Source organism: Flavobacterium subsaxonicum WB 4.1-42 = DSM 21790, assembly GCF_000422725.1.
In the GTDB taxonomy this organism is placed as follows: Bacteria; Bacteroidota; Bacteroidia; order Flavobacteriales; family Flavobacteriaceae; genus Flavobacterium; species Flavobacterium subsaxonicum.
On the sequence record NZ_AUGP01000025.1, the window covers coordinates 1 to 25600 of the forward strand.

General features: G+C 44.2%; 21 protein-coding genes. 7 read left to right on the forward strand and 14 right to left on the reverse strand.

The window, feature by feature from the left end; all coding sequences use genetic code 11:
• The 3 genes from G509_RS21690 to G509_RS0107845 form a co-directional block, all read left to right on the forward strand.
• A partial coding sequence (locus tag G509_RS21690; RefSeq protein ID WP_035738735.1) for a GIY-YIG nuclease family protein occupies positions 1–219 on the forward strand: 219 nt, incomplete at its 5' end.
• Between the two features lie 125 nt (positions 220–344).
• Positions 345–710 (forward strand): hypothetical protein, encoded by a 366-nt coding sequence (locus tag G509_RS0107840; protein WP_131450748.1) that lies wholly within the window; start codon positions 345–347, stop codon positions 708–710.
• 210 nt (positions 711–920) lie between these two features.
• Positions 921–1259 carry a hypothetical protein gene (locus tag G509_RS0107845; RefSeq protein ID WP_026991009.1) on the forward strand — a complete coding sequence of 113 codons (339 nt, stop codon included), beginning with the start codon at positions 921–923 and terminating at the stop codon, positions 1257–1259.
• Between the two features lie 69 nt (positions 1260–1328).
• Here G509_RS0107845 and G509_RS0107850 read toward each other — a convergent pair whose 3' ends face one another.
• Together G509_RS0107850 and G509_RS0107855 are read right to left on the reverse strand one after the other, a co-directional pair.
• The gene (locus G509_RS0107850; protein ID WP_026991010.1) at positions 1329–2384 is read right to left on the reverse strand and encodes a phytase; all 1056 of its coding nucleotides are present in this window, start codon (positions 2382–2384) and stop codon (positions 1329–1331) included.
• Between the two features lie 72 nt (positions 2385–2456).
• A complete protein-coding gene (locus G509_RS0107855) occupies positions 2457–5264 on the reverse strand; it encodes a TonB-dependent receptor (protein WP_026991011.1) in 2808 nt (935 codons plus the stop codon).
• 342 nt (positions 5265–5606) lie between these two features.
• On the opposite strand from G509_RS0107855, the gene G509_RS21695 reads away from it, so the two are divergent.
• Together G509_RS21695 and G509_RS0107865 are read left to right on the forward strand one after the other, a co-directional pair.
• Positions 5607–6092: a response regulator gene (locus G509_RS21695; protein ID WP_051200078.1), complete on the forward strand. Its 486-nt coding sequence runs from the start codon at positions 5607–5609 to the stop codon at positions 6090–6092.
• Positions 6093–6234: 142 nt separating this feature from the next.
• The gene (locus tag G509_RS0107865; RefSeq protein ID WP_026991012.1) at positions 6235–6678 is read left to right on the forward strand and encodes a response regulator; all 444 of its coding nucleotides are present in this window, start codon (positions 6235–6237) and stop codon (positions 6676–6678) included.
• Between the two features lie 64 nt (positions 6679–6742).
• Here G509_RS0107865 and G509_RS0107870 read toward each other — a convergent pair whose 3' ends face one another.
• Positions 6743–7768 (reverse strand): cytochrome d ubiquinol oxidase subunit II, encoded by a 1026-nt coding sequence (locus G509_RS0107870; protein WP_026991013.1) that lies wholly within the window; start codon positions 7766–7768, stop codon positions 6743–6745.
• Between the two features lie 2 nt (positions 7769–7770).
• Complete coding sequence (locus G509_RS0107875) at positions 7771–9075, reverse strand: cytochrome ubiquinol oxidase subunit I (RefSeq protein ID WP_026991014.1); 1305 nt, start codon at positions 9073–9075, stop codon at positions 7771–7773.
• Between the two features lie 228 nt (positions 9076–9303).
• On the opposite strand from G509_RS0107875, the gene G509_RS0107880 reads away from it, so the two are divergent.
• Positions 9304–9558 carry a twin-arginine translocase TatA/TatE family subunit gene (locus G509_RS0107880; protein ID WP_026991015.1) on the forward strand — a complete coding sequence of 85 codons (255 nt, stop codon included), beginning with the start codon at positions 9304–9306 and terminating at the stop codon, positions 9556–9558.
• A gap of 41 nt (positions 9559–9599) precedes the next feature.
• On the opposite strand, the gene G509_RS0107885 is transcribed toward G509_RS0107880, so the two are convergent.
• The 6 genes from G509_RS0107885 to G509_RS0107915 form a co-directional block, all read right to left on the reverse strand.
• Positions 9600–10502, reverse strand: coding sequence for an Abi family protein (locus tag G509_RS0107885; protein WP_026991016.1), 903 nt, complete (start codon positions 10500–10502; stop codon positions 9600–9602).
• 309 nt (positions 10503–10811) lie between these two features.
• Positions 10812–11894: an L-dopachrome tautomerase-related protein gene (locus tag G509_RS0107890; protein WP_026991017.1), complete on the reverse strand. Its 1083-nt coding sequence runs from the start codon at positions 11892–11894 to the stop codon at positions 10812–10814.
• 296 nt (positions 11895–12190) lie between these two features.
• Positions 12191–13372, reverse strand: coding sequence for an MFS transporter (locus G509_RS0107900; protein WP_026991019.1), 1182 nt, complete (start codon positions 13370–13372; stop codon positions 12191–12193).
• A 327-nt stretch (positions 13373–13699) separates the two neighbouring features.
• Entirely contained in the window at positions 13700–15457 is a 1758-nt protein-coding gene (locus tag G509_RS0107905; RefSeq protein WP_161627175.1) for a glycosyl hydrolase family 28-related protein, read from the reverse strand.
• Positions 15458–15569: 112 nt separating this feature from the next.
• On the reverse strand, positions 15570–16019 hold the full coding sequence (locus G509_RS0107910) for a LexA family protein (RefSeq protein WP_026991021.1): 450 nt from the start codon (positions 16017–16019) through the stop codon (positions 15570–15572).
• Positions 16010–17281, reverse strand: a complete 1272-nt coding sequence (locus G509_RS0107915) for a Y-family DNA polymerase (protein WP_026991022.1) — start codon at positions 17279–17281, stop codon at positions 16010–16012. The genes G509_RS0107910 and G509_RS0107915 overlap by 10 nt, the downstream gene beginning before the upstream one ends.
• A gap of 148 nt (positions 17282–17429) precedes the next feature.
• On the opposite strand from G509_RS0107915, the gene G509_RS0107920 reads away from it, so the two are divergent.
• The gene (locus G509_RS0107920; protein ID WP_026991023.1) at positions 17430–18182 is read left to right on the forward strand and encodes an SDR family NAD(P)-dependent oxidoreductase; all 753 of its coding nucleotides are present in this window, start codon (positions 17430–17432) and stop codon (positions 18180–18182) included.
• A gap of 337 nt (positions 18183–18519) precedes the next feature.
• Here G509_RS0107920 and G509_RS0107925 read toward each other — a convergent pair whose 3' ends face one another.
• The 4 genes from G509_RS0107925 to G509_RS0107940 are packed head-to-tail and all read right to left on the reverse strand — an operon-like array spanning position 18520 to position 25599.
• Entirely contained in the window at positions 18520–20961 is a 2442-nt protein-coding gene (locus G509_RS0107925; RefSeq protein ID WP_026991024.1) for a glycoside hydrolase family 3 C-terminal domain-containing protein, read from the reverse strand.
• A gap of 17 nt (positions 20962–20978) precedes the next feature.
• Positions 20979–22460, reverse strand: a complete 1482-nt coding sequence (locus tag G509_RS0107930) for a glycoside hydrolase family 30 protein (protein WP_026991025.1) — start codon at positions 22458–22460, stop codon at positions 20979–20981.
• A gap of 2 nt (positions 22461–22462) precedes the next feature.
• Entirely contained in the window at positions 22463–24550 is a 2088-nt protein-coding gene (locus G509_RS0107935) for a beta-galactosidase (RefSeq protein WP_081663268.1), read from the reverse strand.
• A complete protein-coding gene (locus G509_RS0107940; RefSeq protein ID WP_051200063.1) occupies positions 24550–25599 on the reverse strand; it encodes a nucleoside hydrolase in 1050 nt (349 codons plus the stop codon). The genes G509_RS0107935 and G509_RS0107940 overlap by 1 nt, the downstream gene beginning before the upstream one ends.
• Position 25600: the final 1 nt, after the last annotated feature.

The window sequence follows — 25600 nt, forward strand, 5'->3', positions numbered from 1 at the left end:
GGCCTTAGCGATAATGTAGACAGGAGGTTTTCTGAACATAATGAGGGCAGAAATAAAACCACAAGGCCGTATTTGCCGTTTAGATTGATTTATATTGAAGAATGCGAAACCCGTGAAGCGGCCAGAAAGATTGAGAAATATTATAAATCTGGTATTGGTAAAGAGAAATTAAAAATAATAAGAGATAACCAGGGGCACGACTCAAACTCGTGTACTTAGGTGTGTGAAGTTCGACCTGCCTGCCGGCAGGCAGGTTCCCACTCCAGGTACAAAACCTCTCAGCAATGAGAGGTTTTTTTATGTTTATAAATTTTATTTTAACTTTGTTTAAAAGCAATGCTGTAATGAAATGGAAATATATTGTTGTTACCTTAGGTGCTATAATGGTAATAGCATTTTTGGCATCTAATCAAATTGAAATGAGGAGGCGGGGAGCTGAAAATTTTAAAAAGTTTGAACAGGCATCTATTAAAGGGCAGCTGGACCGTGTTTATTATGAAGACCGGTGTGTTGCATTTACCCTTAAAAATGGCGAAAAGTATGTATTTGCACCTTTTAAGGCTTATCGTCTTAAATTTTTTGATACTACATACAATCCGAGCTTTAATAAGATTGCTGCCCAAGGAGACAGCATAATAAAACAACCTTGCAGCGATACACTTTACCTTAAAAAAGACACAATTACATATCGCTTTACCTTTACTGAATAATTCAATAATGCGTACAAGTAAAGTTTTTAACTGATACGTTATTAGGGCACGAATTACAAATCCGCACTATCACTCCTGTGATATGACGAACAAAAAAAAGATATGCCCATAAATATTTCATTTTTTAAACAAGCGTTTAATTTTTTTTGATTTCCTTTGTAACAAATTTACAACTTAGTCGTTATAAGTTTAATCATCAATGAAATCAATATGGAAAACGGACATGAAATAGTGTATTTTCTGGACAACAGCGATATAGCTATAGTTGAGGTAGAAGATCGCAACAGCGGTTTTAAAGAGATGCTTTGGTTTATGTACCATAAGGCAAGCCACAGTATTAAGCGTTTTAGGTTCAGGCCGTCTTTTGCTACCACTAAGGTTAGCGGGCAGCCTGCCAAAAAAGGTTTTTTAAAGCTGAGCAAAAATCCGGGTAGGTACAGCATAGAGATAGACCATACGGTTTTTGACTTTGATGAGCAAAATCCCGACCGTATGCCCGAAGTGGCGCGCACCGATATTTTGCGCTACCTTAATACGGCTTTAGTTTAATACACGCCACACTATAAATAAAAGGGTTGGGAAAGCAGTGCGTAGGGATGCACACTTTCCCGGTCCTTTTTATTTTTTTACGGCAGCATCTATTCGTGCCTGTACAAGGTTCCAATCGTATAAATGAAACGTCATGCCGTTGCTCATGGCAACCAAAAACCCCTTGGGAAATTTACCACCCATATTTAAGCTTGTGGCATCGGCGCCATCGCACTCTATGGTAGATGTAGGCACTTCTGCAAGCAGCTTGTGCTCGTTTACATTGCCGTTACTGCCCTCTCGAGCGTATACCATAAAAGTATTGGCCTGCTGGTTAGAAACCAGTATATAGCCCGTTGTTGGCCCTGTTTTATAAATAGCAATACCCTCGTGGTCTGCCTTAAAATCTTTCTGGCCAAAAAAGGCAAGCTCGGTATTATTTGCAATTGCCGGGTTGGCTATGTATTTTTTAATGCCTTCGTTCTCGTCGCAGTAATATACGTAGCCCAGCTCATTGTCTACAGCAATAGCCTCAATTTCTTTTTTGCCACTAAAGCTTCCAAATTTTCGCACCACATTGGCAGTAACGGTTCCGGTTGAAGTTCCTGTTAACTCATATTGCCAAAGGTAACTGCCCGTTGGGCCGGTTTTTCTGCCTACAACGGCAAAAATAGCACCGTCGTCTGGGCGGGTGTAAAGGGCAACGCCCATAGGGTCTCTCTCTAAATCGCCGGTAAAAACGTCTATGCCGCCGTTGTCTATAGCCACCATATCGGGCAGGCTGAAGATTCGTATCTTATTGGTTTCCCTTTCGGTAGTAACCGCTATATCTGTTTTTTTGCCATTTACTAAAAGGCCGTAAGCTATGTCTACGTTATTGGGCCTTTTTAGGGTAATGGACTTGTTTACTATCTTACCCTCAAGGTTGTAAACGTAAAGGCCGCCATCGGTATCTTTATCGGTGCCTATAATAAGGCTTTTGGTAACATCGGCCGGGTTTACCCAAATGGATGGGTCATCGGTATCGTGCGGTGTGGCCTGGGTAATAACTGTGGGGATGATAGCATCCGGCCTTATGGCAGCCAGGTGAGATCCACAGGCGGTAGCCAGCGCAGCAGCAGTGCAAAGTATAAGTGTTTTACGCATTGTAACTATATTAGTTTAGCCCTTACGGAGGAAATAGTATCTGCCCCGCAAAGGCTAAATTACTTTAAAATTTTATAGGTCGAATTTGATGCCCAGGTTAAAACGCGACTGGTAGTACTCTAATTGCTTAACGCGAGACGATATGCCCTGGTAGTAACGCAACGGCTGGTTGGTAAGGTTGGTGGCATCGGCAAATATGCGCAGGTTCCTGGTTATTTTGTACGATACGTTTACATCTAAAAACAATTGCTTATCGTAGTAGCTGTCCTGGAAATCGTCTGACCCTAACTCATCTAAATAATCAGAGGCGTAGTTAACCGATACCCTTGCAGAGAAACGGTTGTTATCCCAAAATAACGATCCGTTAAACATGTGCGGTGCCGTGCCCGGAAGGCTAACATCGGTACGTTCGTTACCATCTTCATCAGCAATACCCTTAGCTTTAGATTTTGTGTAGGTATAGTTAGTATACACCCCAAAATGCTTCGCAAATCCCGGAAGAAAATCAAGCTGGCGCTGAAAAGCCACCTCTAAACCATACACATCTACATTATCGCCATTGCGCGACTGGATAAACGTCCACTCTTCGCCTACCGGCACAGGGTTGGCCTGGGTAGGGAAATCAGCAGCAAAATCGGCTGTAGAGTACTGGTTGTTGCTGTATGTATAAATAAAATCGTTCAGGTTTTTGTAAAACACACCACCTGATAAAAGCCCTACCGATTTAAAATAGTACTCGCCCATTAAATCAAAGTTGTACGAGTAGGTAGCATCAAGCTCCGGGTTACCGGCAATAATTTCAGAGTCGGCTGCAATGTTGTTTACATACGGTGCAAGCGCATAATAATCCGGTCGTGCCAATGCCGTTGTAAAGGCCGTACGCAGGATGAAATTCTCGGTAGCATCATACTTAAAGGTAACACTTGGCAACACGTTGGTGTACGAGTTGGTGTTGTTTATCTGGCCTTCAAGCTCTTCTTCGTCCAATACCCTGTTTGCGGTATAGTCTATGTTGGTGTTTTCTATACGCACACCTAATATCATAGACAGTTTGCTGTTAAAATCCTGGTCCCAGCGCACATAGCCGGCATAAATATTTTCTTTGGCTTTGTAGTTAACCGCTAAGAATTCTGACGGATCTGCCTCGCCCTCAAAAAGGTCGGTGTTGTTAAGGTTAAGCCCGCCCAGGTAGTTGGCCGAAGCAAACAGGCCCGGTACGTACTTGCTGCCCGGATTAAAACCGTTGCCACCAAAGTAGCTGGTTTGCACATCGGCCAGTGTAACGTCGCTGGTTGGCTCGTAAGAGTAGAATATGTTGTTACGGTCTTTATCTTTTATCCTTAAGCGTAACCCGGTTCTTAAACGGCCTTTTTGCCCAGCTATAGCAGAGAAAGGAAAACGGATGTTTACCCTTGCGCCAAACTCGCTCTCCTCAGTATTATCGCGGTTTTCTGTTAATGCCGACTGTGCAAAAGAAGCTGCATCTTCGCCTGTGGTGCCAATAAAAGGTTTTTTAGTGTTGCTAAGGTCTTGTGTAAAAGCAAGGTCTTCCTGCTCAAACTCTATGTAACGCTCGCCCGGCCTAAATTCTCTTGCCTTGGCGTAGTTCATAGACCAGTCCATATCTAACGTAGAGCTTAAAAGGTGCTCGCCGCGTAGTGCATAGTTTTGCACACGCTGGTCTTCCAGCCTTCTGCTTTTGTTGCGGCTGTTATCTACACCGCCTTTAGTTTCGCGCTTTACCCTTCCGGTGTAGCCAATAATGGTTTCGCCTTCATACTCCGGCGCAATATCATCATAGGTAGTCCTAAAACGGTTTTCGCGGTCATCCCTCCAGTTGTAAATGGCATTGGCGTAAATAACGTTGTTATCGTTAAACTTATAATCTAACGCTACAGATGCGCTACGGCGAATACGCTGTACATCGTACTTCCTGATATCGTGCTCTTCTACATATACGTTGTTAAACTCATCTTTAACCCAAACGGCCTCAATGTTGTCCGACCCAAAATCGTTGTTATTGTACGATCCGCTAACCACCATGCCCAGCTTGTTGCTAAGGTAGCGGTTACCGTAAACAAGGCCTGCAGTGTAAATAGCCTTCTCCCTGATAGGGCCGTAACCACCGGCTAATGTAGCCGATATCCTCTCGCCGTTTGGCGTGGCACGGGTAATAAGGTTTACCGATCCTCCAATGGCATCGGCATCCATATCTGGCGTAAGGGTTTTGTTTACCTGTATGGTAGCAATCATGTCCGACGGAATAAGGTCCATCTGTACATTACGGTTATCGCCTTCGGCCGATGGTATCCTGTCGCCGTTAAGGGTAACCGAGTTTAATGATGGCGCCAAGCCGCGGATGATAATATTACGCGCTTCGCCCTGGTCGTTCTGCATGGTAATACCGGGAACACGCTTTAAGGCGTCGCCCACGTTACTATCAGGAAAACGCCCCACCTGGTCAGACGAGATTACGTTGGTTATATTGCTGTTGTTTTTTTGCTGGTTAAGGGCACGTGCCTGGCCTTTAAGGCGTTCGCCTACTACGGTAACATTTTGCAGTGTTTCGGCACCGGTGCTCATAACAATGTTTACGGTAGTATTGGCACCCTCGTTTACAGTTACCTGCTCTGTTTTTGTTTCGTAACCTAAGTAAATTACCTCTACAGTATAGCTGCCTGCCGGAATGTTAAGGAATTCGAAATCGCCGGTTTGGTTGGATATCGTATAGCGACTGCCTTCGCTAAGCTTTACCGTTGCCCCGGGTAGTGAGAAGTTGCCTTCCAGATCGGTGATCTTTCCGGAAATAACGCCGGTTTTTTGTGCATTAGCCGTTAGGGCCAGCATAAAAACCGACAGGATTAGTAGTAGTTTTTTCATGTACTTATAATTTGCGTTGTTAATTGCCGCAAAACTATAAGCCGCATGTTAAGTAGGTGTTAGTTGCACCGCAGGCTATAATAAGTTACCGTAAAGCAAAGGGCAATTTTTTGTAAACCGAAGTATAAGAATCAAATCTGCAGGAGCAGGAAAAACGTATATTATTATAGTAAGATAGTGTTAAAATAAAATTATATGCGCCTTAAATTGTGAATAACATCATAATTATTGCTTAGAATAATCTTAAATTATTTGTAGTCATGCGTGGTATTATTTAAATTTATTTTGTTAATCAGGATGTTTGAGGATAACAATGCAGAAAAATTGATTAGCATTTTATGTATGAAGATAGGTAAATTAAATATTGTTCTTGCCGCTGCAAACCCCAATGAGCGGATGCTGTTTAAAGATGCATTTAATGATGTGCGGGTAGCGCACACCCTTACTATTGTTACGTGTGGCGAAGACCTTATAAGCCATTTAAAGCAGACTAAAAACCTGCCCCACCTTGTTTTTTTAGACCTTAACCTGCCCGATAAAAGTGGTATGGACTGCCTTAAAATTATTAGGAACAATAAAATGTTTAGAGATATGGCTGTGGCCGTTTATACGGCATCAGGATCTGTAGAAGATCTGGAATCTGCCTTTGTAGCCGGGGCTAACATTTTTATTAAAAAGCCGGGCGATTATATATCGCTTAAAAAAATTATTGTCGATGTTATTAGCGTAAGCCGCCTCTACCTTACCGATGGGCTTAACCGTGAAAGCTTTATGATGAGTTACTTGGAAGATAAAGAACTGCCCCTTATGCCTACCGGTATTAAGTAGTGTTTTTGATGTATAATTTATTGAAAAACAGATTTTTACGGTTTAATGATTAGTTTCATTTTATTAGAAGTACTTTTGGAGGGTTAACCAATTCTAAGCATACCTTAATACTGCTAACAGGTTTGGTTAACCCAACATATTAATGCGCTCTTATCAATTACATATTGTATTAGCAGATGACGATCAGGATGACCGGATGCTGTTTGAAGATGCCTTTAACGAGGTAAAGATGGTGCATAGCCTGGATATGGTTAATGATGGCTATGCCCTGATGAGCTATCTGGCTTTGGCCGAGAAACTTCCTGATATTATTTTCCTGGATCTTAACATGCCCGGCAAGCCCGGTAAAGAGTGCCTTAAAGAAATTAGGGGCAATGCAAAGTTTAGAGAAGTAGCTGTAGCCATATATTCTACATCGGGCTCTATTGCAGATATTGAAGATACTTTTGTTGCGGGTGCAAATATCTACGTTAAAAAGCCAAATGATTTTTCGGCACTAAAAAAAATGCTGTCTGATGTAATGAGCATTAGCAAGCTGTATCTTACTGATGGGCTTAACCGCGAAAACTTTATGCTGAGTTTGTAAATGTACCCAAATTGCATACACCTATCAGCGCTATCATTAAGCTATTGCCTCCAAACAATATCAACTAATCTCTTTCTTCGAGTATTTTTATCATCCTGAACGATTTTAAAAGGTGCAACAACCCGGGAATAATCAGCAGTCCGCCAATTATTAACGAGATACCCAGTACGCTTATAACGGCATCCGGGGCCCTGTTGGCCAGCAGGCTAATCTCGCCACTCCTGGTAATAATAAGGTTGGGGTAGTGTATGCCTATGGCTGCAAACAGTATAAGCAACACCTGCAAGCCTGCAAAAAAGCGGCAGTATATTATACGCCCAATGCGTATGCTTTTCCACAACGGGTACAGCAATAACCCGGATAAGGTTACGGCACCCAATGCGTAGTAATTGGATAAAAACTCCTGTGTAAACTCGTTGCCTGCAATATAACCCGCAATAAGGGTTGCCATGCCCAGTACCACCACCACTAAGGTAGCAATACCGGCCTTGCGCATATACATGCGTTTTTCGTAATCTTTAGCTTCGCCAATTAAAAAAGTAGCCGATAAAAACACACACAACGCACTAAAAAAGAACCCGGTAAATATAGGAAACGGCTGTAGCCACGGATGAATGTATAGCGCGTAGAAGTCGGCGTTGGGAGAGTCTTCCAACAGCATGATGTCGCCGTGCAGGAGGGTGCCAAACGTCATTCCCAGAAAAATAGGGGTAACCAGGCACGAGAATTCGAACATGCGGTCGTACAGGTGCTGGGTTTTGTCTTTAACGGCATCGTAATGACGGAAAACAAATGCCACACCGCGCAGGGTAATGCCCAACAGCACTAAGGTTAGCGGAATGTGTAGGTAAATAATTACCACATTATAAAAGGCCGGAAAGGCGATCCATAAAATTACGATAAGGATAATGATCCAGATGTGGTTGGCTTCCCAAACGGGACCCAATACACTATACACCGTTTTTTTGATGGACTTTTTATGCTCTGCACCCGAAAACATTTCGAGTATGCCGGCACCAAAGTCGGCGCCACCCAAAAGCACGTATAAAAAAAACGAAAGAACGGTAAAAAACAGCACTACATACAGCATAATTATGAGGTTTGGGTGGTGTTAAGCACTTTTATCTGGCGTGCCATAAGCCATGTTACCGAGATTGACAGGATTACGTATAAAAACACATACATATAAAAACTGTATATCATGCCCGGCATGGGGGTAACGGCATCTTTAGTGCGCATAACGTTGTGTATTATCCACGGTTGGCGGCCAACTTCAGTTACTATCCAGCCGGCCTCCAGGGCTAAAAAGCCAACGGGAGCCATAACGGCAAAGTACAGCCAGTAGCGTTTGTTATCCTGCCAGGTGCGCTTTTTAAGGCTGATGAGGTAAACGGCAGCGGCCAGCATTAGCAGCGTGCCCAGGCCCACCATTACCTGAAAGGCATAGTGCGTTATGGCAACGGGCGGGCGGTCCTGCTCCGGGAAGTCGTTAAGGCCCTTAACCTCGGCATCAAAATCGCCAAAGGCTAAAAAGGACAACGCTTTAGGGATTTCTATCTTGTGGGTAACCTGGTGGGTGTCTTCGTTAACAATACCGCCAATATAAAGGGGAGCGCCTTTTTCGGTTTTGTAATGCGCCTCAAGGGCAGCGAGCTTGGCGGGCTGGCGCTCGGCAATATCCTTGGCCGAATAATCGCCGCTAAGGGGTTGCAGCAATGCGGCTATGGCACCAAATACAATGGCAATATTAAAGGCGGTTTTGTGTACAACGGTGTTTCGGCCTTTATAAATTTGCCAGGCATGTATGCCTGCTACGGCGAATGATGTGGCGGCAAAGGCAGCCAGCGTCATGTGCAGGGCCTGTGCAAACCAGGCGGGGTTTAAAAAAGCCGCAACGGGATCGATGTTGATAAACTGGCCGTTAACGTAGTCGAAACCGCTGGGGGCGTTCATCCAGCTGTTGGCAGAAACTACCAGTATGCCCGACAGTACCCCCGATACCCCCACAATTACACCGGTAAGCAGGTGAAAGCGTTCGGGTATTTTGTTCCACCCGTACAGGTAAAAGCCCAAGGCCACGGCCTCTATAAAAAAGGCGGCACCTTCTAACGAAAAAGGCATACCAATAATGGGGCCGGCGTACTTCATAAAATTGGGCCACAGCAGGCCCAGCTCAAACGAAAGTGCGGTGCCCGACACGGCGCCCGTAACAAAAAATATGGCTACGCCTTTTTGCCACGATTTAGTAAGGGTTAAAAATTCGGGTTTGCGGGTTTTAAGCCATTTGTAGTGCGAAATGACCATAAAAAAGGGCATTACCATACCAATACAGGCAAAAACAATATGAAATATAAGGGTGAATGCCATTTGCATTCTTGCTGCATCTAAATTATCCATGAAGGGGTGTTTTTTAGGCGTAGTAAAGATACGCCACAAACATTTCTTACCCTAACGGGATACGGACTTTTGTTTTAGGTTTTTGGGGGAGTTGTTTAGGTTTTGGGAGTCCATCTATATAAGCGTAAGGTAATAATCTATATCGAATGAGGATTTCCATAAAATGTTTAGCAGTATACCATTTATCTTTGGTTTTAGATTTAAATGTAACAATTAAAATTCTTACTTATGGGAAAATTTGGCATAATGGAGCTTGTTGTAATTCTGGCAGTAATAGCAATTATATTTTTTGCACTTCGTGTATTGATTTTATGGTATTATAAAATTGATGAACGTATTACGCAGCAACATGAGACTAACAGATTATTACGAAAACTTGCAGGTGAACCGGAAATTAACTCGCCCTATTTAAATAGTGCAAGAAGTAATGCTAATCCTGTGGTAAGTACTGGAGCGACTGCACAAAAGCCAAAGCAAGATTAAATTAATCACGCTTTGGCTTTTGTGTAAGTGCTTGTTTATCATTATGTGACTTTCCATAATTCTTCATCCTGCCATTTGGGTTTCATCCCTAACGCATCAGGATCAACATTGGGATATTTCACAAATAGGTCGTTTAACCTATTTGTGAAATTATTTTCCGGCTGAATAATATTGATTAGATACTTCATTATGCACAAATGCACGTATAGTTTTTGAAATTGGCCAGGCACATCATTAACCCAGGCAAAAGGTGGCTTTGTTAAAAGTTTAGGTGCTCCTGGTAAATTTTTATTCCATAGTCTCGAATGATGTGCGCATAAATTTCTTATTTGAGCAATTGACTGAAGCCAACTTGGAAGATATGTATGATTAACTGCACCAAATTCGATAGCGATAGTGTCTTTTGATTTGACATTGTTCTTTAAATTACCATATAGTTTAGATAAAGCCCCAAAGCTGGTCTGTTCTAAGGATTTCCAGGACGGGGGGAATCGCAAATCATCTTTATGCTTTTTAAAATGATTTTTTATGGTTACTTCTTTTGTGCGTTCAAGTTCTTCCTCTAAACTTGCTAAAGTTTTTACTAACGCTTTACTATCAATAAAAATTTCAAAATTCTGAAACCACCAGGCATCAAATTCATGCGAAAGGTGATAGATCAATTTTGTTCTTAAGCTTATTTCTATCTTTTCGATAATATCAAAAAGTAATATTCGTAACTCTCTGTCAAAATTGTACAAGGCAATTACATCAGGGAATCTGCTGTTGGGCTTAAATAAGTGATTTTCTTTATCTTCCTGCATAGAAAACCAATATTCTCCTAATCTGTAATAGCTTATGTGTGATAGATAATGTTGTGCATTATCTTGATTGTTGATAATTAACCCTCTTTCTTTCAGCTGACTGATTTGTGCCTCTATTGTAAAGGCCTTTTTTGTGAACATAAAATAAAATTAGCCTCGCTAAAATACTAAAAAATGTATTATCAGCGAGGCTATATAGTTTTACAAACCTTTATAAAAGCAAAAGACACACCCTGGGACGCTGTGTTTCTTTAAAAGAAGCCTATCGCGTGGTGTGTACTGTTGCTGCAAAAATACAACTTATTTTTAAAACATGTCATTGAATAGTAGATTATTTAAGGACATGCCCTTGAATTGTAGCTTTTTTAAAGTACAGTGATCAAAAAAAAGAATTTTAACCAAAGTGAAATTTACCTGATTATTAGTGTCCACCTTATCGAACAAAATCCCCTACTCCCCCAACTTAACCCTAAAAACCCTGAACGGATACTCCACCCTGTTTTCGCCGTTGTTGTATTTGGGCAGGCGGTGCATTTGGGCACAGCTAAAGTAAAGGTAGCCATCGGCACCAATGCCAAAAGAGTCGGGCCAGATAATGCGGTCGTCGGTTACCAAGGTATGCAGCTTACCATCAGGCGAAATGTACTTAATGGCATGCTCGGGCGAATTGCCAAAGTAAATATTGCCCTTGGCGTCGGCTTCCAGGCCGTGGGTAACACCGGCGTTGCCAACCGTTTGTACCTTGGCGGCAATGGCGGCAGGGGTTAGCGCGGCATCGGCCAGGTATTGGGTTGCTATACGGTACAGCTTGTCGTGGTTAATGGGCTTGTAGTAAAAATATTTGTTGTTTTTAGTAAGCGCAATGCCGTTAACATCGCTTTTAAAGGGCTTGCCTTTATCGTCTGTCATTTCTTTGCCGTCTATAACCACTTTGTAGCCCGGGGTAACGGTGGTAGAGGTATGGTTTTGCAGCACAACCCTAACGGCATCAGTATTTAGGTCGAGCACTACAATGGCTTTAAGGCCGGGGTCTGACAGGTAGGCCAGTTGGTTTTGGGTATCTACACGCACATCGTTAAGGGCGCTTTTGGTTTTATCGAGTCCGCCAAAGGTGTAAATTTTGGCAACGGTATTAGTGGCAAGGTTAATTTTAAGCATCTTGAATGTACCCTCGGTTTCGGTACCGCCTTCGCCAATTACGGCTGCCGCGCCTGCAGGCTTAGAGTCGAGTACCCAAAGGAAACCCTTATCATCTGCATACATATCCTGGGCATTTACAAAATGATCGGCCGGTTTTTCGGGCAGGTACTTGTTCCATTCCTCGTTTGGGTAGGGCACGCGCTTGCCGTTTACAATTTCTGTAACGGCATACAAAAACGGCTCGGTATGCGGAAACGACACAAACAGCCTGTTGGTGCCGGTTTGCACCGCCACGCCTATGGGTTGGTTCTTGCCAAACTCGGCTACTTCTTCGAGCTTGTTTTGTGCAAAGGCAGTTCCGGATAGTAGTATGGTGAGGAGTATATTTTTCATAATATGGGTATTTTCATGTGTTCTATGTTCATTTTTCTTTTGTCTTGAAACAAAAGAAACAAAAATTCAAGGCTACATCTTTTTTAGCTACAATTATTTCGCTTCGGCTAAATCATTTGAACCTGCCTACCGGCAGGCAGGCTCGCTGGCGCTCAAACAGCAAATGATTTTAACGCCTCTTCTTATAATTTGCTTAACGCAAAAAGATGAGGCCGCCAGAGCTTCATTCAATCGTGCTTACTCTTCTGAGTGTAGCTGGCTCCCCTCCCTTCGGAGAGGGGCTGGGTAAGGACTTCTTATTGAGAGGCTGAGGTTTTTAAATTCCTCACTCCCAAAAGCACTATCCCCAAAGCCAGCAGGCACCATATAAGCAACTGCCAGGTTACCATTTGCCAGCCGCCGGCGTTCCAGCATTGTATGCCCACAAAGCTGCCAAGGGCGCCGCCTATAAAATAGGTGGTCATGTAGGCGGTGTTAATGCGGCTGTGGGCGGTTTCGTCGAGTGTGTAAATGGTGGCTACGTTGGTTACCTGCGTGGCCTGAATGCCAACATCTAACAGTAGTACCGAAATTACAAAGGCTATTACCGAAAATGGATAAAATTTTACTAAAATAATGCTTACCAGCACTAAACTTATGGCTATAAGCTGTGCCCGGGCGGGGTTGCCTTTGTCGGCCAGCTTGCCAAAAAGCGGTGCCAGCAGCGCTGCGGCTATGGCCAGGATGCCGAACAGGCCTATAATATCTGACTTAAAGTTAAACGGGCTTCCGCCGAGCTGGAATGTAAGGGTTGTCCAGAACGAGCAGAATACCCCAAAGGCTAATGCTCCTAACAGGGCTGTTTTTCGCAATTGCGGAAAACGCCTAAACTGGTGCAGGGTACTGCCTAACAAGCTGGCATAGTTGCCCTGAAACCCAGGACTTACATTGGGTAGTGCCACTTGTATCATAACCGTGCTAACCACCACCATACCCGTCGATATGCCGTATACGTAGCGCCAGTTGAGCCATTCGGCAATAAAACCGCTAAACACCCGGGCCGCCAGTATGCCCACCAATATGCCGGTAAATATAATGCCCACGGTGCGGCCGCGGTTTTTGCTGTCCATGCTTGCCGCCATAGGTAAAATTACCTGCGCTGCCACGCCCAACAAGCCCGTAAGCAGGCTAAAGATACACAACCAAAAGAAATTCTGTACAAACGTAATGCCTACCAATACTGCCACAAGGGCTATCATTAAGGCCACGATGAGTTTCTTGCGGTTTATTTTGTCGCCCAACGGGGTAAGGAAGAACAGCCCGAGTCCGTAGCCCGCCTGCGCCAGTACCGATATAATGCCTGCGCGGCTTTCGGTTACCTTAAAGTTTAGGGCTATGTCTTTTAGTATGGGTTGGTTGTAGTAAATGTTGGCTACGCAAACGCCGGCAGCCACGCTCATTACCGCTATTTGTGTTTTGGTTATTCCGGATTTTTCCATGATTACAAATTTCGGGAATAATCAGGAAACGCAATTGTATAAATACGATAGTTTGTTGTAGATATGTGATAAGGGAATCATCCGACACGAATTTCTCAAATACAAAATTTGAGCTTCGTGAAAATCTGTGAAAATTCGTGTCGGAAAAAGTTTCATCATTCGTTTTTGAAAATTATGATGGGAAGGAAAAAATGCTGACACGAATTTTTCGAATTTTCACAAATTTTGAAAGGTTAGGATTGAGGAAATTCGTGCCGGATATTTTATGCGCAAAAATAGCGTAACTCGAAGTCCGAAAGTGAAATATTAAGCGTTTTTTGCCATGTTTTATTTAGTAACAGAAACCAGGTGGTAGGTGTTTTCTATTTTGATAAACGTAGCCGACTGGCCATTACTTAAACTCAACGACGATTTACCATTTAAGTAAATATTTGGCCCGGAGGTATCGTTGGCATCCATTTGTACAAACCTGAGTCGGCATTCGTTAGCCTTTATAAAAAAGGTTTCGCCGGTGCTGGACGTAGCGTTAAGTGTCTCAATATCAATTATAGTATAGTCGTAGTTGTCGGGCGGGTTTACGCTAACTATCTTTCTTCCGGCAAGATCCAGTGCACCATTAACCACCTGTATAGCTTGTACGAGGCCTAATGTTTTTGAAAGGGCCGGCACATTAAAAGAGTTGTTTTGAATGTTAAACACGTTGTTATTGCCTTTGCCTATAATAAAATACTGATCTTTCAGCGCCGGATACTCGTCCAGGCTTACATCCATTCGGTTGTTAGATACCTCTATTACAGAGTTTTCGGCGGTTACAATGGCACCGGAATTCCCCGTATGAGAAAACAGGCCCTCTTTAGCACCGCAGCCGGCGGCATTGGCAAACCGGTTGTTAATAATCTGCACATGCTTGCTGTTCTTAATATCAAAAGCAATATCAGATCCTTCGTAAAAGCCGGTGTCAAAAGTTATTTGTCCTGAATTTTCTATAATTGCCCCATACTTTGGATACCCGCCAAACCCCGAATTTATAAACGAAACAGCATACGACCCCTGCTGATAAGGGGGTGGATCGTTAGATGTTATAAGTATGCAAGCGCCATCTACGGCGTTATATTTATTATCGGCAAAAGTGCCCGTGTTTCTAAACTCGCAGTTGGTATAGGTAAAATTGGCGTTATAGCCTGTCATTTTAAGAGCAGGATGCTCTGCATTAATGCGGCTAACCCTCACGTTTTCAAACAATATAAACTGGTGCGCCAGGTTATAGCTTACAGATGCCTCGCCGCCTTCCATGTAAATGCCTGTGTTTGAGGCTTCGGATATAGTAATGTTTTTAAAAACGGCATCCCAAAGCCCACCCTGCTGATTGCCTTTTGCAGGAAATTCTGCTTTAAAATGCATCCCCCCAACGCCTGGCTGCCTGTTGCAGTTTATCTGGAAATTTTCCATACGCACGTGGGTTACAGCACCTTTGTTGAGTTTAAACATATAATCGTACTTGTCGCCCTTATTGGTAAGCAATGTGCCCGGAGAACCTAATAGCTTAACGTAGTCTTTTATAATCAGTGGTTTATCTATAAAGTACTGCCCGTTCGGAAAAAAGATGGTTACATCGCTTTGGGTGCTATAAATTTGATTTTCAGATGCAAAGTCTATCATATTTTGTATCCTTTCAGAATTGGTAATTACCTTATCAAATTCCCAGTTGCGCTGCACTCCAAAGTAGGCAACATTCATATAACCAGAGTATTGGCGTATCCATCTGCCGGTTTTTTTGTATGAGGCAAAAATAGTACCCAGGTTGGTTTTAAGGGTGTCGGCATGCTTGTATAAAAAGAAGCCCTCGCCGCCATCACCCGGCTTAAAATAGCCTTTAACATACAAAAGCTGGTTGTTATTGGGTGCGGCAACTACAAGTTTTTGCATATCGGCAATAGCGTTTACCACCTCAAAATCTTTACTACCCTGAGCCTTTTTTTTATGATTAGACTGTGCTACAGCACCTAAACCGGTTGTTGCGTGGTGTGTATGTGCCTGAACCATAAACGATAAAAGGAAGGCTATAAGTGCAGCAATTTTTTTCATTCTGAGATATTGAATTTTTTTTTGGGAAGGCTGTTTGCTATCTGATGCAGAAAAATACAAAAACAACGGTTGCCGTAAAAGGTAAATGGCATTTTTCTTTGCCATAGGCTTATTATCCCACCCTTTTAATTACATACGTTACAATAGCCCAGATAACGAGCTGGTTGTCTTCGGTTACTTTAATGGGCTGGTAAGCAGGGTTTTCGGGCATAAGGTAAAGGCAGTCGGTTTGCAGTTTAAGGCGTTTAACGGTAAAATCGCCATCGATAAGGCAAATGGCAATGCGGCCATCGGCAGGTTCCAGGCTACGGTCTATAACCAGCAGGTCGCCGTGGTCTATACCGGCATCGGTCATAGAGTTGCCATCTACCTTAATATAAAAGGTGGCTAAAGGGTTGCGTGCCAGGTGCTTATTGAGGTCTATGGCGTACTCCATAAAATCGAGTGCCGGCGACGGAAATCCTGCCTTAACCCCGTGATTTATAAGGGGCAACTCTGCACCGCCCTCAAAATCAGGCGAAAAAAGGGTAAGCTTAGGCTTGTTGTTTTTATCTAATGGCATTGTACAACAAGTATATCGTTAATAGCTGTGGTATAGCGTGGTGACCGCATTTCCTGCTTCATGTCCCACGTTTTTTCTGCCTGCGCGCCCAGGCGAACAACCCGGCTGCCGTTTTTGGTGTTCATTTTATCCATTGCCTTCATAATGGCGGCGTGGCGTGGGTCTTCATCTACAAACAGGTTAAACTGCTTGGTATTATCGGGCACCAGCTCGCTTACAATAACGCCGGCCTTTTTAAACTTAACGGTATCAGTGCTTTGCATTAAATCTTTAAGCAGTTGTATGGCAGCATTACTTATAGTTATAGCCGAATTGGTAGCAAACGGAAGCGTTACCGCCCGGCTGTAATGGTATTTTGGGGTGTCTATACTGTGCTTATCGGCCACCAGCATTACAATAATGGTATGGCACATTGAGTTTTGCTTGCGCAGCTTTTCGGCAGTGACAGATGCAAACGTGCTTACACGCTCCCTGATTAAATCGTAATCAGTCAACTGTTTAGGGAAACTGCGGGTAGTAGCAATGCTTTTTTTCTTTTCCGGCACGGCGCCATCGCCAAGGGTGGGTGTGCCTTCCAGCTCCATTTTTATGCGCATGCCTACTACGCCCATTTCTTTCTTTATCCAGTCTTCCATGTGGGGTAGCGTAAAATCGTAGGCTGTAACCACATTACGCGCCTTAAGCTTGCGCGCGGTGCGGTAGCCAATGCCCCAAACATCTTCTATTTTAAGCCATTTAAGGGCTTTAATACGTTTCTCTTCGGTATCTATAACATACACGCCCTGAGTGTGGTCCTGGTATTTTTTGGCAATGCGGTTGGCTGCTTTAGAAAGGGTTTTGGTAGGCGCTACCCCCACACAAATAGGTATGCTCAGCCATTTTAAAACGCGGTTGCGCATCTCAAGGCCGCGGCTATGGTAATCTTGTACTGCAACCCCGTTAAAGTCTACAAAAGCCTCGTCTATGCTGTATTTTTCTACGTTGGGCGAGAACAGTTCCATAATGCCCATAACACGCTCACTAAGGTCGCCGTAAAGGGAATAGTTGGAAGAGAACACACCCACGCCGTTTTCGCGTAGCATATCCCTGATTTTAAACTCCGGCACGGCCATGCCAATGCCCAAAGCCTTGGCTTCTTCGCTGCGCGATATAATGCAGCCATCGTTGTTAGACAATACTACAACGGGCTTTCCCTGCCATTTGGGCTGGAAAACACGCTCGCAAGAGGCGTAAAAATTATTGCAGTCAATCAGGGCATACATACTGCAAAGTTACCTGATTTTTAAATTGACAGCCATGTTTTAACACGTCATTTTAAGCTATTGTTAAAGTTTATACAAATGCTTCTTATAGAGACAATGATGGCAGGATATTCGCTAACTTTATAGTATAATTTTAAAAATCAAACACATGTCTTTATTAGCAGGCAAAGTGGCTGTGGTTTCCGGAGCAGGATCGGGAATTGGCCGCGCAATAGCCGAAACATACGCCCAGGAGGGCGCCAAAGTAGTAGTTGCAGATGTTAGTGCTGAACACGGCGAACAAACCGTTAAAGCAATACAGGATGCCGGTGGCGAGGCCTTTTTTGTAAAAGCCGACTCGTCTATAGCCGAAGAGAACAAGAAATTAGTGGAAGCCGTTGTGGCTAAATACGGCCGTTTAGATGTGGCCTGCAATAACGCCGGTATTGGTGGCCCCGCTGCCCCAACAGGTGAATATGAAACAGATGCCTGGGATAAAGTTATTGCCCTTAACCTTAGCGGTGTGTTTTATGCCTGCCGTTACCAGTTAGAGCAGATGGAAAAAAATGGTGGTGGCAGCATTGTAAATATCGCTTCTATTCACGGTACGGTGGCAGCACCTAACAGTGTGGCTTATACGGCTGCTAAGCACGGTGTGGTTGGCCTTACTAAAAACATTGCGGCAGAGTACGGTACTAAAAACATTCGTTGTAATGCGGTAGGTCCCGGTTATATTGAGACTCCGCTGCTTACTGCACACTCTAATAAAGATATGCTGAAAGCCCTTGAGGCTAAAGCACCTATGAACCGCCTGGGTACGGCGCAGGAAATTGCCGATCTGGTTACTTTTCTTAGTTCAGATAAATCGTCGTTTACTACAGGTAGCTATATTATTGCCGATGGTGGTTATACCGCCATCTAATTTTTCGAATGCCTTTACTTTGCAGGCTGTTCCTTATTTTGGGAGCAGCCTTTTTTTATGCGTTGCTTGGGCGTTTTCGCAGGGCGTTTCCCTACGCTATTATGTGCGACCCTTTCAGGGTCTGCTATTTACGATTTAGCAACCTGCAAGGTCTCTAAGACCTTGTAGGTTTTAAATTTAGCTTATTGATAAACCTACAAAGTTTCAAAAAACCTTGCAGGTTGGGTGTAGGCTATCGGGATTATATTAAAAGCAAAAAACCACTATGCCGTAGCACAGTGGTTTTTACACATAAAAAGTAACAAAACGTAACACTATTTATAACCAAAAAAATAGTTTAGGGTTTCATATCGGCAAATTTCTTATCTGCCGCAAACGCTTTTTTAACCTTTTCTACCTCCTGCTCTTTAGCAAGGGTAAACGTGGCTGTTTTTTTAATATCAAATGATGATGCACCCACACTTACGGTATACGTACCGGCTTCGGCAACCCATGCACTTTTGCTTTCCACAAAAGAGGCAAGGTCTTTGGCACTAAGTGTTAGCGTAAGTGTCTGGCTTTCGCCCGGTTTGAGCTCTTTAGTTTTGCCGAAGGCTTTTAGTTCTGATTTTGGTTTGTCGATGTTTTTAGCAGGGGCAGATAAGTACACCTCAACCACCTCTTTACCGGCTACTTTACCGTTGTTTTTAACCGTAACGGTAACCGTCATGGTTTTATCAAAGGCTTTGCTGCCCAGTCTAACATCGGTATAATCAAACGTGGTGTACGATTTACCGTAACCAAACTCATACGATGGCTTTACGTTAAACGTGTTGTAGTAGCGGTAGCCTACGTAAACACCTTCTTCATACGTAACCTCTTTAGGATTATCTGCCGGGGTGCCCAACCAGTTTTTGGCCGATGGCGTATCCTCATACTTAACAGGGAACGTCATGGTTAATTTACCCGATGGGTTTACTTTACCGCTTAATACATCGGCTACAGAGTTACCGCCTTCCTGGCCCGGCTGCCATGCTAATAAAATAGCATCTACTTTATTTTTCCAACTGGCGGTTTCCATAACACCACCAATATTTAGTATTACCACTACCTTTTTACCTTTGGCATGAAAGGCCTTGCTAACATCATCAATAAGCTTAGCCTCATCGGTACCAATATTAAAGTCAGATATGGCTCTGTCTCCGCCTTCGCCACTGTTACGGCCCAGCGTTATAATAGCAAGGTCATCGGCAGCAGCCCTTTGTGCAATAAAATCAGTGGTCATGTCAAGTTCAGAAAACCTTGGCGGCGGTACTAATAAGCCTTCTTTTTCGCGTCGTGCCAGTTCTTTTTTGTTTTCTTTTTCGGCAAACGGAACGTATACTTTTTTAAGCTCTTCGTCTAATTTAAAACCGGCATTACTTAAACCGTCTAATAACGATATGGTGTAGGCCTCGTTAACATCGCCACTACCGGTACCACCGGCTATAAATGAGTATGATGTTACACCAAACGCAGCAATAGTACCTGTTTTATTGGTGTAAGGTAGTACGTTGCTTTCGTTTTTAAGCAGTACCATACCTTCGGCAGCGGCATCTCGGGTTACTTTGGCGTTGCCTTTAAGATCTGGCTTATCGGTATATTTATATTTTTTGGTAACCGGCGATTTCATAACCAGTTCCAATATCCTTTTAATGTTACGGTCTAAAACATCTTTACTAAGTTTGCCGCTTTTTAAGTCGGCAAGTATCGATTTCTTCTGCTGATCCATACCCGGCATAAGCAGGTCGTTACCGGCTGTTAGCTGTGCCGTTACGTTACTTGTACCTTTAAGCGACTCAAAACCTGCGTAACCACCAAACCAGTCGGTCATTACAATGCCTTTAAAGCCCCATTCGTTACGAAGAATTTCTGTAAGCAAGTCTTCGCGTGCTGATGTATACGTACCGTTAATAAGGTTGTAAGATGACATTACCGTCCACGGTTGCGACTCCTTAACGGTTATCTCAAAATTCTTAAGGTACAATTCGCGCATAGCCCTTTCGCTAATATGCTCGTTGATAGAAAGGCGGTTGGTTTCCTGGTTGTTGGCAGCAAAGTGTTTTATAGAGGTACCTACGCCATTGCTCTGGATACCGTTTACCATTGCCGCAGCAATTTTACCCGATACTAACGGGTCTTCTGAATAATACTCAAAGTTACGGCCACACAACGGGTTACGGTGAATGTTAAGCGCCGGTGCAAGCAACACATCTATACCATATTCTTTAACCTCGTTACCCATAGCTTTACCTACGCTTTCAATAAGCTCGGTATTCCAGGTAGAGGCCAATGCTGTACCTACCGGAAAAGCCGTGCAATAATAGGTATTGGTATCATTATCCCTTTTTGGTTTTATACGAAGGCCGGCAGGGCCATCGGCTACAATAATAGCCGGAATGCCAAGGCGCTCAATTTCGTAAGTACCTCCGGCGGCACCCGGTACGCGGCCTTCTATGGCGCCAACTACAGGTGTAATACCGTCATATCCGGGCATACCGGTACCCAATACAAAACTCGCTTTTTCGTCCTCTGTCATTTGGGCAACAAGGTCGTTAACGCGGTCTTCTATAGTGCGGCGGTAATCTTCGTATACATCCAGTTTACCGTTGCGGTTAAGGTCGGCAAACTGCAGGCCGTCTACCGTAAGCAGGGGTGGGTTTTTTTCATCTCCGGGGGCGCCTTTAAACGAAAGGTTAGCCAGTACCAATGCCGTAAGCAAGGTTACTTTTACACGTTTGTTCATTTTAATATATTTCATTTGGGTTGTATTAATTCTTATTTTATTAAAAAGGTGTTGAATGATTTTGCCGCAAGGGTAGGGGTTACCTTTTTACCGGAAACCGACAGGCTTATTTGCTTTTCGGCATCAGAATTATTGTAGATAATTACAGCAATAGTACCATCGGGGTTTTTAAAGGCCAAAAGGTTATCGGCATTGCTGCTCAGGTCGCCTTCCCACCAGCCCAGTACATCGTTACGGTGGTTAACGGCTGCCGCGCTGCTGGTTTGCAATAGGGTAGCGCCCGGTTTAACGTAATGGCTAAGGTGTTTCATTAAATAATACTCATGGTTCCAGGCGTAGGTCTTGTTATCGGCATCTACCGTAACTAACGAGTTTTGCCTCCAGCCCCAACGGCTAACGCCACCTTTTAGCAACGATGTATTCCAGTACAGATACGCGTTGGCACCATTAAGCAGGTAATGCTTCATTAAATCCCAACTGTAAACAGTATAATCCCAGTTGTTTTTGCCATCGCCGCATTCGTGCTCGCTTTGGTAAATTTTAAGGTCGGGGTGCGTTTTATGAATATCCACTACCGCCTCTTTACCGGCCCATTGTACACCAACACCTTTAAGGTATTTACCGGCTTTTGGATTGTTGTACACGTCTTCAAACAATTGTGCTTTTGGCCTTTCCAGTGTCCCGAAGAACACTTTTACACCCAGCTTGTCCATTTCCGGACCCAGGTAGCTTACAAAATTGGATAGGCCTTCGGGCGTCCAGGTACAGCTTGGGTACCATTGCGCCGAGTTGAATTCGTTTTGCGGCATAACCATGCTTATAGTAATACCTTCGGCTTTATACGATTCTACAAAACGTTTAAAGTAAAGGGCGTAGGCTTCAAAATTGCGGTCGGTTTGTATAAACATATCCGTGCCCTCTTTACCCACCTGGTTGTCCTGTAGCTCGTTGTCTACCTTTTCCATTACAGAGGGTACTTTAGCCAGCGCGTAGTGCTTGTTGTACTTCATCCACTGCGGCGGGCTCCAGGGCGATGCCCAAAGGTTAAGCCCGGGGTTATAGGCTGTAGCCGATTTAATAAAAGGTATCAGCGTTTCGCGGTCGTTGGCAATAGAAAAGCTTTTCATTTGATAATCGCCCTCCACTTCATCATACGAATACCAGTCGCGCGAAAAATCGTTGGCACCCACCGGCATACGGCCAATGGTAAAGTTGGCACCGGTATTGGGTTCGTATAATTCCTTCATAATGGCAGTGCGGTCGGCCTCGTTCAGGGCGCTGAGCGATGTCCACCCCAGTTCGTTAAAGCACGACCCAAAACCGTCTATAGATTGCAGGGGTTTATCGGTATAAATTTCAACGCCAGCAGTAGTGCCATTAGCCGAAAGTGCTTTGGTATTTTGCGTTTTCCATGCCGAAGCCTCGGTAGTGGCCACCCATTCTTTTACGTACATTTTTTTTGAGCAGGCCGTAAGGCTAAGGGCAGCAATTATATATAGTGCAGTTTTTTTCATGGTTAGTTTTCTTCTATAATTAGTACATCCCACGGTTTTAAGTTTAGCTCGGCATTTTTAGCCACTTTTTTACCGGTAAGTAATTCGGTACCGTTATTGCCTTGGGTGTAGGTAAAGGTTTTGGTTTGCGCCGAATAATTAAAGAAATAGCGCAGCGTTTTGCCTGACAGGTTTTTACCCGATTTGGTTATAAGCGGAAAATGTAGTTTCTGGTCTTCCTGCCACAGGCCGGCTTCTTTAACGGCGCCTTCCATTATTTTATCTAATAGCGCATCGCCCGGCATAAAGCCAATATAGGTTGCGGTGCCTTTGCCGTAACTATTTTGGGTAACAGCGGCATATTTGCCCCACTCGGGGTGGTCGTAAGATGCCAGTACCTTAGCGGTGGTTGGGGTTAGCAGCTCCATCCAGTACTTAATTTCTTTATTGCCCTCGCCTGCTTTAAACGGGTCGCCTTTAAGCGATACATTTTCCGGTAATACAAACTGGCTGTAGGTAATGCCCGCTGCCTCGTTAATAATGCCCGGCTGCACCGTATTGCGAACGGTTACATTTTCATCCGAGAAGCCGCTTTTAAACGTGTACACTACATGCCCGCCATTCTTTACAAACTGGTTTAGCTTTTGCAGCAGCGCATCGGGGGCGGCATATAGCGCAGGAACAATGATGAGCTTGTAGTTATCCCAGTTTTGTGTAGATGGGTCTATAAAATCAACACCCACATTCATGTTGTAAAGTGCATCATACATGGGGCGCAGCACATCGTTATAATTTTCTCTTCGGCCCCAGCCAAAGCTAAATTCGTTAAACGCCGATAGTGCCTCATTACTAAACAATATGGCTGCTTTGTTGGTTACCTTAAGGCTGGCCAGTTTAGGGCTCAGTTTTTTAAAGTCGGCGCCAATGGTCATGGCCTCGTTATAAGTAGGGTTAGGCTGAAAATCGTGGCTTAACAAACCTTTCCAGTACGTTTCGGCTGAATTGTGAATGGAATGCCAGTGCCAGTATTCCAGCATGTTGGCGCCCGATGCTATATGGCTAAACGCCTGCTGGCGCAGTTGCCCCGCATACGGCACCCATTGCGGAAAGCCCTGTGCCTCTGTCTCAATAACCAGATAGTTCTGACCGTTTTTCATAGAGCGGGCCACATCGCCACCAAACGATATCTCGGCACCGGTTAAATGGTCCTGAGACGGGTGATAAATATCTACACCCGCAACATCTAACGCTTTGGCAGCGGCAAAATGGTCTACACTTTCCTGTATGCCGTAGCTGTAGTTGCGCCACTCAAAATCGAAATTCTGGGTAACAAACTGGCCCTTTTTGCTGTACTCGCGCACTATGCCTGCCTGCCATGATAAAAAGTTGGTAACCAGCCCGCGCGAAAATTTAGCAAACTCGCTCTTTAAACCGGCATTAATAGTACCTACCATACTGGGAAATTCTTCCCACGAGTTAATGCGGTTGCTCCAGTAATCCAGCCCAAAAGCTTTGTTTATGGCATCGGTAGTTTTAAACTTGTCTTTCATGTACTGTACAAACTGCGCCTGCACATTAGCGCCTGCCGTGTTGTACGATTTGGTTTCGTTATCTACCTGATAGCCAATAATGGCCGGGTGGTCTTTAACATGCTCCATTATTTTTCTGATAACCCTTTCGGAGTGGAACAGGTAGTCTTTATTGGTAATATCCATATTCTGACGCATGCCGTACTGGTTGCGGCCGCCCGGCGTTGTAGCCAGTACATCGGGGTATTTTTTAACCAGCCAGGCCGGCACGGCATAGGTTGGCGTGCCAATAATAACTTTTATCCCGGCTTTGTGCATGGCGTTTAACACACGGTCTATGTGGCTAAAATTAAACACGTTGTCGCTGGGCTCTACAGTGCTCCAGGTACTTTCGGCAATGCGCACTACGTTAATGCCGGCATCTTTCATCATCTTGATGTCTTTATCCAAACGGTCGTAGGGCATGTACTCATCGTAGTAGGCTACGCCGTATAGCAGCTCGTTTTTGGGCAATTGTGCCGAGAGCGTATTTGCCGATAGCACCATTGCGGCAAAAACAGTCAGTTTGTGGGAGATTGTCATTATTTTTTAGGTTTTGGTTGGTTGAATAATGCAAGCTTATTATAAAAATCTTCAAACAGCAAACGGGTGTCCAGTTTGGTGTACACGCGTATGTTCCTGCCTTTGTGATTGGTTTCATACAGTCCCTGTTCGTTTACCAGTGGCGATGGCATAAGCACGTAATCGCTGGACGATGGGTCGGCCTCAAAAGACGATTGCAATGCCGTAAGCAGCACCAACGGGCTGTCGCCCATAATGTAGGTTTCGCCCGAAGGGAAATCCATAGATGCCAGGCGTTGCATCAAGCCTTCAATTTTTCCGGCAAGGTAAGCGCCTGTAGCACCCTGCGGCTTTACTTTAGTAAGCAGTTCAGAATATGCCATAAGCGGCTGCCTGTAGGTATTGCGGGGCACCTGCCAGATGTTGAGGTCTGATTTATTGAACACCACACGCACTGCGTTGATATCGATGTTGAGGTTGTATTCTAAACTGGTATAGCCGGGTGGGGGTGTGGCAAGGGCAGGATATTCCGGCCCGCCTATCCACACTACGGTAAGGCGTTTGGCAATTTCAGGGTTTTTAAGGTAGGCACTGGCAACATCGGTAAGGCCGGCACCGCACACTACAAAAAGCGGACGTTTATCATCGCTCAATGCCTCTTTAATAATGGCATCGGCTGCAGCCGAATTTTGCGGGGTCTCCATATCGGTTAAAGCCGAATTAGATCCCTGGTATATGGGGTAGGCACCACTAAGTTTCATGGCCTTAAGCAACTCTTCTATCGTTTTAACGGCGTTAGTTGCTGTTTGGTCAGACGAATCAAAAGGGTCGCCCTTGCGCAGGTGTGAGCCTATAATGCCCTTAATTTCGGTAGACGGGCTTAACAATTGGTGCGCCAGTTGAAATAATCCATCGGGGTCGCCGCCAAAATCGTTATCTACAATAACACGGTAGCGGGATTTAACCACGCTTTCAGGATATAAAGGCGTTGCCTTTTGGGCCCTGGCAGTAACTATTGCGATCAGGCTAAAGGCTATAAGCAGTAATGTTTTATTGTTGTAATGTATCATG